Raw genomic sequence first — 15,927 nt, forward strand, 5'->3', positions numbered from 1 at the left:
TTCCTTCTTCCTTCGCGTCCTTCGCGTCTTCGCGGTTTATTAAAAAAATTATGACCATTCACGAACAAACATCAAAAACATCCTGGAAAAAAAATCTAGAAACTATCTTAGGACTAGATATACGATCGCTTGCAGTTTTTCGCATCGGTATCTCCTTAATCATTCTCACAGATTTATTGACCCGCTTTAGAGATATTACCGCTCACTATACAGATGTCGGTGTTCTTCCCCGTACTTTACTCAAAGAAATCGCTAAAACTGGACATTGGTCTTTACACGCCATTAGTGGTGAACCGATTTTTCAGGTACTATTATTTGCGATCGCAACTTTGATGGCGCTTTTGATGTTAGTGGGTTATCGCACTAGAGTTGCTGTCATTGCTTCCTGGGTATTGCTCATCTCCCTCCACAATCGCAATCCAGCCCTAATTTTCGCTGCGGATGATGTCCTCCGCGCTCTCATGTTTTGGGCTATGTTCCTGCCTTTAGGAGCTTGTTATTCCCTTGATAGTGCGCTGAATACTTCTCAACGTCAGTTACCAGAAAGAGTGTTATCTGGTGCTACATTCGCTCTCATGTGTCAGCAGTGCTTTATTTATATCTTCTCAGCTGCAATTAAAACTAAAAGTCCCATTTGGGTTGATGGTAGCGCCGTTTATTATGCTTTGAGTTTTGACCAGTATGTTACTTCTTTTGGTCATTTTCTCCTTAATTTTCAGCCGATTTTAAATATCTTCACTAAAATTACTTTGGTGCTGGAATGGATTGGACCATTGGTGATATTCATTCCTTTTCGGAATAGCTGGTTTCGCTTGGGTGCAGTTCTGACTTTTATCGGACTTCACGCCGGATTTGCTTTAACTTTGAATATCGGCATTTTTCCATTTTTGAGTATTTTTAGTTGGTTAGCATTCCTCCCTAGTTCTTTTTGGCATAGTTTAGAAAAGCGGTTACAAACACCAGCACGTCAGGGTTTAACAATTTATTTTGATCGTGATTGTGGGTTTTGTAAAAAAGTAGTGCATATATTAAGAACGCTGTTGATTTTGCCAGGAACACCGTTATTAATGGCGCAGGAATACCCGGATATTTATGCTGATATGGAAGCGTATAATTCTTGGGTAATTGAAGATTGGCAAGGAAAGCGATATTTTAAGTTTAAAGGTATTGCTTATGTGGTGAGCTTGTCGCCGATATTTAAATTTTTAGTGCCTGTGTTGACTTGGAAACCTGTAATGGCAGGGGGTACAAAGTTTTATGAAGCGATCGCATCTAACCGTAAATTCGCTGGTAATTTCACTAAACCTTTGAAATTCCGTCCTCTGGAAGTTCGTAAATCTCGCTTTTTGAATATTTTGGCTGTGGTACTGTTAATCTACGCTTTGATTTGGAATATCAGTAGTTATGCTCCTGATTTATTCAAGCGGAAAATATGGCAAAATACAGAAATTCTTGGACGAGTTACACGACTTGATCAATCTTGGAGCATTTTTGCACCTGCACCCCCCAGAGATGATGGATGGCATATAATTCCTGGTAGTCTGAAAAATGGCAGCGAGGTAGATATTTTCCGAGGTGGGAGTGCTGTGAATTGGGATAAACCTAGCTTGGGTGTCAGAAGTGCTATTTATCACAATATGCAATGGCGCACTTACTTTATTAATCTCAATCGAGCAGTTGGTAAAAAGCTTTATCCTCTTTATGGAAAATATCTCTGTCACGTTTGGAATAATCAACATAAGGGTAGTGAAAAACTAGAGAAATTCAAAATTTACTTTATGGATGAGCGTACTGTTCCACCTGGTGAAAAGCAAACTGTAGAGAAAAAGCTCACTTGGGAACAGTCTTGTTCTGATATCCCTTAGAAACTATTTTCTAGGACTTACGCATTGACAAAATTTATCAAATATGAATTGTGAATTGTATCTCTTGCGGGGTGCGTCAGACACGACAATTTAGCAGACAACAGATTTGCTCTATCTGACGCACCGCACTAATTAATAGGCGATTCCAAAAGCCTCGATTGTGTACTGCTTTCGATATGAGACTAGAAATTCATTTTCAGGTGTCAAACATGGCTATTGCTGTGTGATGCTTGGGGCGCTCATAATTTAGCATAGATTTAAATCAATGTTATGGATTGGATAATCCAATCCATAGAAATATAAGAATAAATTAGAGTACATATCGTTAATTTGTGTAATTAACTGATTCATTTTTGGTAAAAATCACGGTAAGCTATAACCTAATAATATTAAGCAAAGATAAATTGCCTTGATTTAATCACAAGAAACTACAGGGATCAACGATAAATAATACCCTGTAAGGGGTTTTTCATACAAATATAGAGGTAAATTCATGTTTGAGTCACTGCTAGAGACCGTTTGGTTGGTCCCTTGCTATGCTTTATTAGGTGGTATTTTAGCTTTACCTTGGTCGCCGGGTATTATTCGTCGTACAGGATCAAGACCAGCAGGTTACGTCAATTTAGTGATGACGTTCTTCTCTCTTTTGCATTCGGTCTTAGCATTTACAGCTACCTGGAATCATCCAGCAAAAGAAGTATTGATACCTTGGTTATCCACAGTTGGATTAAATCTAACTATTAATTTAGAACTGTCTTCTATTAGTGTTGGTGCATTAATTATCATCACCGGTTTAAATTTTCTTGCCCAAGTATATGCTGTGGGCTACATGGAAAGGGACTGGGGTTGGGGACGGTTTTATTCTTTATTGGGATTATTTGAAGCTGGTTTGTGTGCCTTAGCTTTATGTAATAATCTGTTTTTCAGTTATGTAATTCTAGAAATTCTTACCCTGGGAACTTATCTATTAGTGGGTTTATGGTTCAGTCAACCTCTGGTTGTGACTGGGGCGCGAGATGCATTTTTAACCAAACGGGTTGGTGACTTATTCTTGCTAATGGGAGTTTTGGGACTATGGACTTTAGCCGGAACTTGGGACTATCAAGACTTAGCAATATGGGCGCAAACTGCAAAAGTAGACCAGACAATTATTACCTTAGTTTGTTTGGCTTTAATTGCTGGGCCAATGGGTAAATGCGCCCAGTTTCCCTTGCATTTGTGGTTAGATGAAGCGATGGAAGGGCCTGTTCCCAGTACCATTTTGCGGAACTCGGTGGTAGTAGCGAGTGGTGCATGGGTGCTGATTAAATTGCAACCTGTGTTTAGTTTATCCCCTGTAGCTTCTTCTGCAATGGTAGGTATTGGTACAGTGACAGCTATTGGAGGTTCATTAATAGCGATCGCTCAAATTGACATCAAACGCTGTTTATCTTATTCTGTCAGTGCTTACATGGGACTGGTATTCATCGCTGTAGGCACACAACAAGATGAAGCAGCATTATTATTAGTCCTCACTCATGCTTTATCTGCTGCACTTTTAGTCATGAGTACTGGAAACATCATCTTAAACAACATCACCCAAGATGTGACCCAACTTGGTGGTTTATGGTCACGTCGTCCCATTTCCGGTTTAGCATTTATTGTGGGTACATTAGGGTTAATTGCTTTCCCCCCTTTAGGCAGTTTTTGGGCATTAGTAAAATTAGCTGATGGGTTATGGGAAACTCAACCTTGGTTAGTGGGAATTATTATTGCTGTCAATGGCTTAACTGCCTTTAGTTTAACCAGAGAATTCAGTTTAATATTTGGTGGTAAAGCCAAACAAATGAGTGAACGTTCCCCCGAAGTTATTTGGTTGATGGTTTTACCAATGATGGTTTTATTTGGCTTTGTTTTACATCTGCCTTTGGTGTTGCAAAGTTTATCTTTATTACCTGATTGGGCAATATTAAATAAAGATGTAGTACTGCTTTTAATTTGGTCTAGTATCTTTGGTTGCAGTATTAGCGGTGTCATTTATTTAGGTAACATTGCTAAACCAATACGCTTGCCGTGGAAAGGTTTACAAGATTTACTAGCTTACGACTTTTACACCCCCAAACTTTACAAGGTCACTATAATTTTCGGAGTTGCTCAACTTTCTAAATTTGCCGATATGGTTGATCGCTTCGTCGTTGACGGCATCGTCAATTTTGTGGGTTTGTTTTCTCTATTGGGTGGGGAAAGTTTAAAATACAGCACTAATGGACAAACTCAATTTTATGCATTCACAATTTTATTGGGAGTTGGCATTTTAGGTGCATGGATGACATGGCCTTTTTGGGGTATTCAGTTCATAGATTTAATTTTTTAAACATCTATGATTTGAGTGTCTATAAACATCTAAAATAAGAAAATTACTTTTGAGAATCGTGAGAATAAATTAGTGAACATCAAACATCAAAAAAACTATCTTTCACGTCGAAATTTACTCCAATTAGGTACAGGTGCAATTGGGACTGGAGTTGCTTTAAGCGTAGCTTCCAACTTAGTTACACCTGAAGTGGCTACAGCCCAAAATATTACTAACCCTGACGAAGCAATCAAAGCATTACTGGATGGTAATGATAGATTTGCCAATAGAAAGCGGCGCTATAAAAATCAAGGTTATACACGCTTACAGGAAGTTGCCAAAGGTCAAAAACCCTTTGCTTCTATTCTTGGTTGTGCAGATTCTAGAGTACCCGCTGAAATAGTTTTTGACCAGGGATTAGGCGATTTATTTGTTTGTCGTGTTGCTGGTAATATTGCTGTTCCAGAAGAAATTGGTAGTTTAGAGTATGGCAGTTTAGTATTAGGTTCAAAAGTGATTCTTGTATTGGGACATGAAAGATGTGGTGCTGTAGATGCCACTCTTAAAGGTGAAGAAGTACCAGGACAAATTGGTAAATTAATAGAGGCAATTAAACCCGGAGTAGAAAAATCTAAAGGACAACCAGGAGATAAATTAGAGAACGCCTGTAAAGCTAACATTTTAGTGCAAATCGAAAACTTGAAATCATCACCAGTGTTATCTGAATTAATCAATGCCAAGAAACTCAAAATAGTTGGCGGTTATTACGACTTAGACACTGGTAAAGTCAGCTTAGTTAGTTAAGTTCCTTCAATCAATTGGTAAGAGGCTTTTTATATAAGATAATTACTTCTTACCAATTACCAATTACCAATTACCAATTACCAATTACCAATTATGCTAAGTGTTTTAATCTGGTTGCCAATTGTTGGCGCGGCAATTATCGGATTTTTACCAGATAGAATTATTCCTAAAAAGAGAGTTAGACTGGTATCGTTAACCCTGTCATTTTTAGTTCTCTTGTGGAATATTTTTATTCTGCTGAAGTTTGATATCAATACTCCAGGGATGCAATTTTCAGAATATTTACCTTGGAATGAAACTTTGGGTTTAAGTTATCACTTAGGAGTTGATGGACTATCAATATTAATGTTGGTATTAAATAGCTTATTAACTTGGATAGCTATTTACAGCAGTAGTCAAGACACAGAACGCCCCCGACTTTTTTATTCAATGGTTTTATTAGTCAGTGGTGGTGTGTCTGGTGCATTTTTAGCTCAAAACTTACTGCTTTTCTTTCTGTTTTATGAACTCGAATTAATCCCCTTTTATTTATTAATTTCCATTTGGGGAGGAGAAAAACGAGCCTATGCAGGAATGAAATTTCTGATTTATACAGCAGTTTCTGGGGCATTAATTCTGGCAACATTTTTGGGTATAGTATGGTTAAGTGGTTCTCATAGTTTTGCCTTAGATGCAGTTTCTACCCAAAACATTTCTGCTGGAATGCAACTGTTATTGTTAATAGGAATAATTTTAGGTTTTGGCATCAAAATTCCTTTAATTCCTTTCCATACCTGGCTACCTGATGCTTACGTTGAAGCTTCTGCACCTATTGCTATTTTATTAGGTGGAGTATTAGCAAAATTAGGAACCTATGGACTATTGCGGTTTGGGTTTGGTTTATTTCCCCAAGCGTGGAATATAGTTGCACCAACATTAGCCATTTGGGGTGCTATCACTGCAATTTATGGGTCAGTAATAGCGATCGCGCAAAAAGACATCAAACGCATGGTAGCATATAGTTCCATCGGACACATGGGTTATATTCTCCTAGCAGCAGCCTCTAGTACCAAACTAGCCTTAGTTGGTGCAGTCGCGCAAATGTTCAGTCACGGAATTATTCTCGCTATCCTCTTTCATCTAGTCGGTGTCATTGAGACTAAAGTTGGCACAAGAGAACTAGATAAACTCAACGGACTAATGAGTCCCATACGCGGCTTACCCCTCATCAGTGCCTTACTAGTTCTTGGTGGCATGGCCAGCGCAGGTATTCCTGGTTTAACAGGCTTTATTGCCGAATTTATTGTTTTTCAAGGCAGTTTTGCTACCTTTCCTCTACCGACATTACTATGCGTAGCTTCCTCCGGTTTAACTGCTGTTTACTTCGTTATTCTCCTCAACCGTACCTGTTTTGGTAGACTCAACAATGACTTAGCCTATTATCCTAGAGTCATTTGGGCAGAAAAAATACCCGCATTAATATTAGCCTCCCTGATTCTTTTCTTAGGAGTACAACCCACCTGGTTAGTGCGTTGGAGTGAAACCACAACTACCGCAATGGTAGCTGCTATTCCTACCCCTGAAAAAACCGTAATTTCACAAGTGGCATCGAAGTAATTTAAAAAGAAGTTCAGAATACAGAAGTTACAGGAGTTCAGAATAAAAAAATAATATAAATCGTTCCCAGTCAGAGACTGGGAATGCTATCAAGAGGCTTTGCCTCTGCCACAACTAAAGGCAGATCCTTTCAAACTCATTCCCATACAGAGTATAAGAACGAGAAAATAACTTTGATTTTACCCCCGTGGAATCATGATATTTTAAGCGTCTTCCGCCTTGAAAATTCGTCAAATTTTAAACCAAAATTTACCAAATAGTCCTACTTCTTAAATTAAGCAAAATGGTACAAACTCCAGATAAACCAATCACCAAACTACCTCCATCAAAGCACGAATTTGCAGAAATAATTCATCGTCTAGAAGCTGGTGGTTCAATGCTGCCAGATACACCGGAAAACTTAATGCAAATTATCGGTATTTATAAAGCCTATGCTGTACCAATGGACTTTTATTGGCGCGACTTGCTTTATATTGCCGAAAGAGTATTTTTAAATCCTCTTCCTGCCTTTAAATACTTCTTACCTCAAGAATATTTAGACTTACATAACCATTATGCAGGTGATGATGCAGATTTAAGAATTTGGCGTGGTGTCGCTACCGCACATCCTGAACTTTTGGCATTTATGGAAAAAGGTGAAACCACCAAAATGCCAAACAATCTTACATCATTTATTCCATGATAGAATTAACATGGAATTTGCTGAAGCTTGTATGCAAGCAATGTTGTGGCATCGCAAAATGTACGCCCCAGTTAATCAATTCGATGCCTATTTAGATTCAGAAGAATATAAAGCCAACGCCGATAAAGCAATTAAAGCCTACTTCAAAAATAATCCTTTAATGTTAGGACTTTATAAACTGTTTCCAGATATGTTTTTGGAACAATGCCGAATGATGTCCTATTATTCTAATTTAGGACTTTTTTGGGAAGTAATGGCACCGGTATTTTTTGAAATGTCGGATATTTATGATGAAGGCGGTTTTAAAGGTGTTCCTGATGCCATGAATTTCTTGGTTAATGGTATCTTTGCTATTGCCGGTCGTCCCATTTATCATCATCTTTATGTTGATGGTGAATGTTATGAAATTATCCCTAAATCTAAAGGTTTTACTTGGTTATATGAGGCAGCTTTACCTTATGTAGAAGCTGTATTTTACCGGACTGCACCGTTCCGAGGTACAAAATCATATAATGCCCAAGCTAAACAAGTTCCAGATGACCAAAAAGACTTTCATTATGGCATTCTTTATGCTGATGTTTTCCCTGTAGGAACTGCGGGTATTCCTCCCACATTATTAATGCAGGATATGTTGCATTTTCTCCCGCAATATCTTGTTGATTATTATAAACAACATTGTCGCGGTGAAGATGATATGTTGATTCAGTTGGGTGTGACTTTCCAACGTTCAATGTATAATGTTACGTCTGCGGTAATTCAAGCTTTAAGAACTGCACTTTTATATCCGCTAGATGATCCAAATCCCAAGCATTTACAGGCAAATCGTGAGTTTTTTGAAATGCAGTTAAATCGCTTTACTCGTGCTGATTATGGTATGCGTGATGCGGCGAAGTTGCGGAGTATTCAAAGTCAGGATTATAGATGATCCTCCCAAACCCACTTTTTAAGGGGTGCTAAATCCTTAAAAGTCCCCCTTCTTAAGGGGGATTTAGGGGGATCGGATAAGGTTTAGCATCCTGCCTAGAGATGTGTGTACACCGTAGCCTTAAAAAGGGGGGGTTTTTTGATGACTAAGCACTATTAAAAGTAATTTAAGATTTTTTAATTCTCAGGATATTTACTGTATACCTAAAAAGTGTGAGTTTATATAATCTGTTTAGTTTACACTAATATGTAGTTCAAGTAAATGCTAGAATATTTTAAAAAGGCTTCTGAAAGTATAGTTCAAGCAGCAGGTAATTTAGCAGATAGCGAAGATGCAAAGGCTATAGGTGCTATAGGTGCTGCCTCATCTGCTGCTGCTGGCTTAGGTTCAATCACAGTAGCTACAGTTACAGCTTCTGCACCGGGAATATTGGGTGCTATAGGATTTACCACTACAAGTGTTGTTGCTCTTCCTGCTGCTGGTATTGTAGCTGCTGCTAGTTTGGCTGGCTATGGGATTTATAAGGGTGTACAATTAGCACAAGGTAATAGAGATTCAGCAAAATAATCATGCTAATTTTCCCCCTTTTTTTTAGAGGTGAGGGGTGAACTTCGACCAGAATATCCAAAAAACCTCTTGTTCCCTCCTTTTTTAGGGGAGGTTAGGGGGGATATTTGTGAGTATCTAAACAAATGCCAATACAAAAAAACTTACTTCAATCAAATTTTCACTTACCCTACAACCCAAAACTTATAGAAAGGGCAAAAGAACTGAGAAAAAACATGACACCAGCAGAGAAAAAGCTGTGGAATGAATACTTAAAAAACTTTAAATTTCGCGTTTTTAGACAAAGACCTATTGATAATTTTATTGTTGACTTTTACTGTCCAAGTTTGAAATTAGTGATTGAAGTAGATGGTGATAGCCATTTCACGCCCGAAGGTAAAAATTATGATATGGAAAGAACAGAGATGTTAAAGGGTTATGGGTTAAAGATGATGAGATTTACAAATAATGATGTGTTGAAAAATTTTGCCGGTGTATGTGGAATTATAGAAGAATTAATCGCTTCTTCCAACAATCTTTAGATCCCCCCAACCCCCCTTTTTAAGGGGGGCTAAATTCTTAAAAGTCCCCCTTAAAAAGGGGGATTTAGGGGGATTGGATAACGTTTAGCATCCTGTCTAGAGATGTGTGCATACCGTAGAGGGGGGTTTTGAAACTTATGTATTAACTTAGTTAAGCACTTCAAAAGAATTAACTTCTAATACAGAACCAATCATTGCTGTTGTCATGACATCTTCGCGGACATTTCCTGTGATTTTGGCTGTTTGTCCTGATTTGAGTAAGTTTTTGTCAGTGCTTTTGGGAATTTCATAAGTAATTCCTTCGTCTGTAACAAACGCCCAAGCGCCAAGTCCAATATTGCGGCGTTCAATTTTTCCTGTAACTGTAATATTCATAATTAGAAAGAGGGAATAGGTTGACTGGATAATAGGTAATAGGAAAAAATCTTTCCCATTACCTAATTATTTAAGCTGTTTGTTTCTCGTCTTTTAATGCTAAACGCACGAGTCCGTAACACAGTAAAGCATTAACGATGAGGAAAATACGGGCTATGTTACCATCTCCTAATCCCCAAACTGCGGGATCATAAATGGCGCTGATTGTTAAACAGGCTGCTACTCCCAGACTAGAACCAATGGCAAACCATTTCCAATTGGGATGTCCTAATAATAATGCTATCAAAACAATGGGAATTAGAACGCTGGCAAAGAGAGGATTTAAAGCGCCTGTTCCTTGTAAGCTGTTACCTAGTTCGGGAATGGAACTGCCTAAAACCCGGAAAGGCCATTGGGGAAGGTCGAAGATATACAATCCTTTGAGGAAGAATAAGCCAGAACTACCAAATATTAAGCCACTGGATAAAGACCAACTCCAAGCGAAGGGGAAGTAAACCCGTAGAAACCAAGCAAGGAGATAGGAACCTACTACCATTAATATTTTAGGTAATAGTGCGATCGCACCACCATCAATCCAAAAACCAGGGTTGATATAGCCGTTATCCCGCAACCACCGGAAGAAATCGGGAAAACTAATTTGTCCTTCGCTGGCTAGTTTAACTGCTGCTTCCGCGTTGAGTTGTCCAGCACCATAATAGTTCAAACCATCATCCTGAATAACTCTGGCCGACTGTTGCAGAACTTTTAAAATTTGATCTGGTTCTGTAACTCCCGTAGCTTTAATTAACGCTGCTACACCAGCAACGTGGGGAGAGGCCATACTTGTTCCTTGGAGTCCCAAAAATACGCCTTCACCGTTTTCGTCAATGGTTTCTTGGAGAATTGCACCGGTTTCACTACCACCAGGGGCAGATATATCTACACCAGCACCATAGTTAGAATAGGATGCTTTTTCTCCGTCTGGGCCAAAGGCAGAAACACCAATAACATGGGGATAACGGGCTGGATAACTAGCGCCATCAGTACTTTCGTTGCCAGCAGCAGCAATAATAACTACACCTTTTTTATAGGCGTACTCAATAGCGTCTTGCATGAGTTGGCTTTCACCACCACCACCCAAGCTCATATTAATAACATCTGCGCCTTTATCGGCGGCAAATTTGATGGCTTCGGCGATGTCTGCAACTGTTCCACTCCCGGACTCACTTAACACTTTTAAGGGCATGAGACTGGCTTCGTAGGCGACTCCAGCGACACCATATTGATTGTTAGTGGTTTGGGCGACTGTACCGGCGACATGGGTTCCATGTCCGTTATCATCATTGGCTTGTTCTTTGTCGTTAACAAAGTCGTAGCCTTTGACAAATTTAGTGTCAGCTAAGTCGCGTACCTGGGTGATGCCGGTGTCAATGACGGCTACTGTAATCCCGCTACCCTTGGTACGAGTCCAAGCACCTTCGACACCGATTTTGTGCAGGTTCCACTGCTTGCTGTAATATTGGTCATTGGGGCCAACTAATGAAGGATTAGTATTTTGATTGTTTTGGGCTGAGAGTTCTGCTAAACCAGTGTTTTTCCCTAGGGGAACGGTTCTGTAAATGTAATTTGGCTCGATGAATTCTGTAACGTTAGCATAAGGAGATTTTCTTAATGCTTGGAGCCTGGTGCGATCGCCTTTGATAATATATACATTGTCGGCCGCTGAATATTTATTATCCAGTTGGGGTGTAACATCGTATTGTTGTGCGATCGCTTGCAAATCTTTCTGAATGACAGTTTCTGCAATATCTTCCCGAAAATCCAGCAAAATTGTCTCGAAGTCACCTTTAGCTGCTAGTCCCTGAAAATTCAGAAACCCAAACACAGCCGCAGTCAGACCGATGACAAACAAGCACAATAATATAAATTTTTTCATCACCGCTTCTTGTCAGTTTGCTCACTACGATAACTCATCTCATGGTATTTTTGGGAAAATAGAGACTGGAAAAAATTAAGAATTACGAATTATGGAACGTGGTCTTTTATGGTTGCCTTTATTAGTGGCATTTTTCTGGTTAGCGTGGCAAGGTTCACAGGAATTTAAGAAACTTCAAGCGTATCAAATTTGGGCAGAACAATTTGAGCGGACTAAATATGATATTTATGCAGTATTAGCTCAAAAAGGTAATGATATCACTTGGGGAAAACCAACAACTAAAGGACCCATTGAATTAGAAACTTTTTCTTTATTGGATGTTCAAGAAATCCGCTTTTTGGTAAATAGTAATTTGGTAGATATAGAAAATCCACCCCAAAAAGGTCGCAAAATTGAATTAGAGTTTTTATTGACTAATGCTAAATCCATTCTTGTGCCGTTTACAGAAGTTCCCTTAGCAGCAGAATGGGGTAAATTTTTGCAGGGGGCATTAAAAAGCTTGCAATCAGGAAATAGTGATTAAAATTGAAATTTATAAGCTTATTTTTAACGAAAATCAGTGTTTCTCATGTTCGGATTTGGAAATAATTCAACTTGAACGACAACAAGGTATCACTCTGCCCAACAGGTACAAAGGCTTTCTCAAGATGATGGGGCATGGAGCAGGTAAGTTTCTGCGTGGTTCAGATTGTTTCTACCAGCATTTACCCCAAATTCAAGAATGGGCTAAACAACTTTTGTTAGAAAATGATTTTCCCCAAGCTTTACCAGAGGATGCTTTTATATTTTTCATGCACCAAGGTTATCAGTTTAGCTTTTTCAGGCTTTCAGAAGGAGATAACCCACCAACTTATTCATATTGCGAAGGGCAGGAAGAACCTTATTTTGTTAAAAGCCATGATAAATTTAGTGACTTTCTAGCGGTGGAAATCGAGCTTTATTTGGAGTATTCGATGCTTCTAGCGAGTTAGGGACTTCCATAGGACTTACGCACTGTAAAAACGGCACATAATATGTATGAAGTAAATTGCCTAGTTTCAGGCTTTTGGAATCGCATATTGGCGCGGTGCGTCACATAGAGAAAATCTGTTAGATGCTCAATTATGGGGTCTGACGCACCCTGCAAGAAATAAAATATATAACTTATATTTGATGGATTTTGTCAATGAGTAAGTCCTATTCCAATTAAAAAAATACTCAACAGCTTATTGCTGAAAATATGAAGTTGCAAAATATAAGAAAAGCCGGAAATTTAAATTGAAGATTTAGACTGGGTTTGACGAATAGGAATTTCAATCACAAATTCTGTTCCTTTCCCAGGAGAAGAAATACATTTTAACGAACCATTATGTTGTTCATGAATAATCTGATAGCTGATATATAAACCTAATCCTGTACCTTTACCGACTGGTTTTGTCGTGTAGAAAGGATCAAATACTCTTTGTTGTATTTCTGCTGACATTCCCAAACCATTATCAGCAATGCAGATAGTGACATAATCAGAATTAGATACATGAGTAGAAATGTGAATTTTAGGTTCAGGAATGGGTAATCTAGAGTTTTGACTTCCTATTCCTTCTAAAGCATCTATAGCATTAACTAAAATGTTCATAAATACTTGATTGAGTTGTCCTGGGAAACACTCGATTAAAGGTAAATTACTATATTCTTTAATAATAGCAATTTTAGAAATATGTGATTGATTATTGAAACGATGTTTTAAAAGCATCAACGCGCTATTAATGCCATCATGAATATTAGTAGGCTTTAATTCAGCTTGATCAAGATGGGAAAATGTCCGCAGAGAATCAACAATTTGCTGAATACGTTCTGCACCAATTGTCATAGAAGAGATGAGATTTGGTAAGTCTTCTTTTAAAAATTCTAGTTCCATAAGTTGGGTTTGCTCATGGATTTCAGAAACTGGATGTGGATAATTAATTTGATAAAGTTCTAATAGGTTTAATAAATCTTGGGTATATTTATCCGCATGGATAAGGTTGCCAAAAATAAAGTTAACAGGATTATTAATTTCATGGGCAACTCCTGCTACTAATTGACCTAAAGAAGACATCTTTTCGCTTTGAATTAGTTGAGATTGGGTGCATTGTAGTTTTTGTAAAGTAGCTTCTAATTCTAATGTTCGCTGTCTAAGTTGAGTTTCTGATTTTCGTAATTCTTCCTCGGCTCGATGACGATCTGTAACATCACGACTAACACCCAACATAGCAAAAATTTCCCCTTTAGTATTGCGTAAAGGAATTTTGCGTGTATCTAAAATATATAAATTACCATCATGATCAGGTGCAGGATCATAAGGATTATGTATTGTTTCACCTGATAAAACTAGTTGATCATCTGTGCGAAAACCACGAATTTTTTTATCAGGATTACCAAATACTATTTCTGCGGAAGTACCTAGTTCTATATCATCTTTACCAAGCATCTCTTCAATGGTTTTACCAAGTGAATTAGCTACGGTCTGATTAACTAGAAGATAACGATAATTTTTATCTTTGACAAATACCCAATCAAGGGTTGCTTCAAGGATCATTTTAAATAGGGAAGATTGCTCTTCCATTTTTTGTAAATCTTTTTCTAATCCTGCCTTTGCCTGTTTACATTCTTCTAACTCTTGTTGTAATTGATGATGATGTTCTAATACTTTTTCAAGTCCAGCGACACGTTGACGTAAAAAGGCAATTTCCTCATCTGGAGATTGATTGGACATAAAATAGTAATATATATGTACTTTTAATATTAAAAATTTATCATAATGACAACAAGCAAAACTTTAACCCCTGTTGCTTTAACTATTGCCGGTTCGGATAGTGGTGGGGGTGCAGGAATTCAAAGCGATTTAAGAACTTTTGCCTTTCATTGTGTTCACGGAACAAGTGCTATTACTTGCATTACAGCCCAAAATACTCTTGGTGTGTCACGAGTTGATGCAATGCCTTCAGAGGCTGTCGTGGCGCAAATTCAGGCTGTAGTTGAAGATATCGGTGTCCAAGCTGCAAAAACGGGAATGTTGCTAAACCAGGAAATTATCTCGGCTGTAGCCCAGCAAGTAACAGCTTACAAAATTAATAACTTAGTAGTTGATCCGGTGATGGTATCACGAACAGGGGCGCAATTGATTGATGATGATGCTGTACAAACTCTCAGTCATGAACTTATTCCCCAAGCGATTATAATTACACCAAATCGTTATGAATCTCAGATTTTGAGCGGGTTACAGATTGATTCTCTAGAGGATATGCAAGCCGCAGCCCAAATTATCCATCAAAAATTAGGAAATAAGGCTGTTTTGGTTAAAGGTGGGGGAATGTCTGGAAATTTGCGAGGGGTGGATATTTGGTTTGACGGGGAAAAGTTGGAGACTTTAACAACGCAATTGGTAGAGACAAAAAACACTCATGGTACTGGTTGTACTCTATCAGCTGCGATCGCTGCTAATCTAGCTTTAGGCAAAGATCTATGGACAGCAGTTCAACAAGCAAAACAATATGTAACAACTGCACTCACCTACTCTCTTGATATTGGCACAGGACAAGGGCCTGTAGGACACTTTTTCCCTTTGTTACAAAAAAGCCACGTTTAGAAATGGACTCAAAGCTAAATAATTGCCCTCAGAGAGTTTTTGAATTATAGTCTCCGGGATACCTTTACGCTGATAGTATATTTTGTTAATCTAAAGTCCTTATTTTTATATAATATTCCCAATGCGAACAACTACAGGTCATGTTCACCGTCAACCACCTACTCCCAGTTATTCTCCTTCTGTACCCCTTCATGTGTACCGGGAACTAGCAACAGAGTTACAAGCAATACAATCAAAGTTAGATGTAGTTACTACCCACAATCAAAAGTTAGCTCAAGAAAATCAACTCCTGCGTCAAGAAATTACTAAAGTTATTCAGGCTTTTAATCACCTGCAAAATTTAGTTGAATCTTCTAATATACCTATTCCTGAACCGAAACCACGTATTAATACTGAACTAAAACAGGTAAGTCAGCCCCCAGTTACAGCCGCACCTCCACGTCAACAAGCTTCTCGTCCCCGTTCACCCGCAGTTACAAAAGTTCCACCTAGCAAAAGCCGCAGAGAGGAGTTTTCTGTACCTATTATGGATATGAATTTTCCGGTATCAGAAACTGTATTTGTCGAAGAACAGGAGGTACGCTATTATCCCACTCCAGAGTCGGAGTTGAAGGGGCTTAATGGCTGGTGGTTAATAATTACGATTGTGTTAATGATGATCACTGGTTTTGGTGCTGGGTATTTGATTGTGCGTCCTTTGTTGCAAAACCAGAATAATTCGTAATTCGTAATTCGTAATTC

At 38.4% G+C, this 15,927-nt stretch carries 13 protein-coding genes and 1 pseudogene; 11 read left to right on the plus strand and 3 right to left on the minus strand.

Annotation, left to right across the window (positions count from 1 at the left end; genetic code table 11):
• The first annotated feature begins 50 nt into the window (after window positions 1-50).
• The 7 genes and pseudogenes from ACOWPH_RS16645 (at window position 51) to ACOWPH_RS16675 (ending at window position 9,292) form a co-directional block, all read left to right on the plus strand.
• Window positions 51-1,865, plus strand: a complete 1,815-nt coding sequence (locus tag ACOWPH_RS16645) for an HTTM domain-containing protein (protein WP_096713123.1) — start codon at window positions 51-53, stop codon at window positions 1,863-1,865.
• Window positions 1,866-2,358: 493 nt separating this feature from the next.
• Window positions 2,359-4,218 (plus strand): NAD(P)H-quinone oxidoreductase subunit F, encoded by a 1,860-nt coding sequence (locus ACOWPH_RS16650; protein WP_015216495.1) that lies wholly within the window; start codon window positions 2,359-2,361, stop codon window positions 4,216-4,218.
• Between the two features lie 72 nt (window positions 4,219-4,290).
• Window positions 4,291-5,001 (plus strand): carbonic anhydrase, encoded by a 711-nt coding sequence (locus tag ACOWPH_RS16655; protein WP_015216496.1) that lies wholly within the window; start codon window positions 4,291-4,293, stop codon window positions 4,999-5,001.
• A 93-nt stretch (window positions 5,002-5,094) separates the two neighbouring features.
• Window positions 5,095-6,597, plus strand: coding sequence for an NADH-quinone oxidoreductase subunit M (locus tag ACOWPH_RS16660; RefSeq protein WP_015216497.1), 1,503 nt, complete (start codon window positions 5,095-5,097; stop codon window positions 6,595-6,597).
• A 283-nt stretch (window positions 6,598-6,880) separates the two neighbouring features.
• Window positions 6,881-8,204, plus strand: a pseudogene (locus tag ACOWPH_RS16665) (CO2 hydration protein).
• A gap of 261 nt (window positions 8,205-8,465) precedes the next feature.
• Complete coding sequence (locus ACOWPH_RS16670) at window positions 8,466-8,771, plus strand: hypothetical protein (protein ID WP_015216499.1); 306 nt, start codon at window positions 8,466-8,468, stop codon at window positions 8,769-8,771.
• 125 nt (window positions 8,772-8,896) lie between these two features.
• The gene (locus tag ACOWPH_RS16675) at window positions 8,897-9,292 is read left to right on the plus strand and encodes an endonuclease domain-containing protein (RefSeq protein ID WP_015216500.1); all 396 of its coding nucleotides are present in this window, start codon (window positions 8,897-8,899) and stop codon (window positions 9,290-9,292) included.
• A gap of 147 nt (window positions 9,293-9,439) precedes the next feature.
• On the opposite strand, the gene ACOWPH_RS16680 is transcribed toward ACOWPH_RS16675, so the two are convergent.
• Both ACOWPH_RS16680 and ACOWPH_RS16685 read right to left on the minus strand, forming a co-directional pair.
• On the minus strand, window positions 9,440-9,667 hold the full coding sequence (locus tag ACOWPH_RS16680; protein WP_015216501.1) for a hypothetical protein: 228 nt from the start codon (window positions 9,665-9,667) through the stop codon (window positions 9,440-9,442).
• 70 nt (window positions 9,668-9,737) lie between these two features.
• Window positions 9,738-11,582 carry a S8 family peptidase gene (locus ACOWPH_RS16685; RefSeq protein WP_015216502.1) on the minus strand — a complete coding sequence of 615 codons (1,845 nt, stop codon included), beginning with the start codon at window positions 11,580-11,582 and terminating at the stop codon, window positions 9,738-9,740.
• A 91-nt stretch (window positions 11,583-11,673) separates the two neighbouring features.
• On the opposite strand from ACOWPH_RS16685, the gene ACOWPH_RS16690 reads away from it, so the two are divergent.
• Window positions 11,674-12,105 (plus strand): hypothetical protein, encoded by a 432-nt coding sequence (locus ACOWPH_RS16690; protein ID WP_015216503.1) that lies wholly within the window; start codon window positions 11,674-11,676, stop codon window positions 12,103-12,105.
• A 55-nt stretch (window positions 12,106-12,160) separates the two neighbouring features.
• On the plus strand, window positions 12,161-12,553 hold the full coding sequence (locus ACOWPH_RS16695) for an SMI1/KNR4 family protein (protein WP_150111044.1): 393 nt from the start codon (window positions 12,161-12,163) through the stop codon (window positions 12,551-12,553).
• Window positions 12,554-12,834: 281 nt separating this feature from the next.
• Here ACOWPH_RS16695 and ACOWPH_RS16700 read toward each other — a convergent pair whose 3' ends face one another.
• The gene (locus tag ACOWPH_RS16700) at window positions 12,835-14,313 is read right to left on the minus strand and encodes a PAS domain-containing sensor histidine kinase (RefSeq protein WP_015216505.1); all 1,479 of its coding nucleotides are present in this window, start codon (window positions 14,311-14,313) and stop codon (window positions 12,835-12,837) included.
• Window positions 14,314-14,358: 45 nt separating this feature from the next.
• Here ACOWPH_RS16700 and thiD point away from each other — a divergent pair, with 45 nt between their 5' ends.
• Window positions 14,359-15,186, plus strand: a complete 828-nt coding sequence (gene thiD, locus ACOWPH_RS16705) for a bifunctional hydroxymethylpyrimidine kinase/phosphomethylpyrimidine kinase (RefSeq protein ID WP_015216506.1) — start codon at window positions 14,359-14,361, stop codon at window positions 15,184-15,186.
• Window positions 15,187-15,307: 121 nt separating this feature from the next.
• Window positions 15,308-15,910 carry a hypothetical protein gene (locus tag ACOWPH_RS16710; RefSeq protein WP_015216507.1) on the plus strand — a complete coding sequence of 201 codons (603 nt, stop codon included), beginning with the start codon at window positions 15,308-15,310 and terminating at the stop codon, window positions 15,908-15,910.
• The last annotated feature ends 17 nt before the right edge of the window (window positions 15,911-15,927 follow it).

The organism is Anabaena sp. PCC 7938, assembly GCF_049315035.1.
Lineage (GTDB): Bacteria > Cyanobacteriota > Cyanobacteriia > Cyanobacteriales > Nostocaceae > Anabaena > Anabaena cylindrica.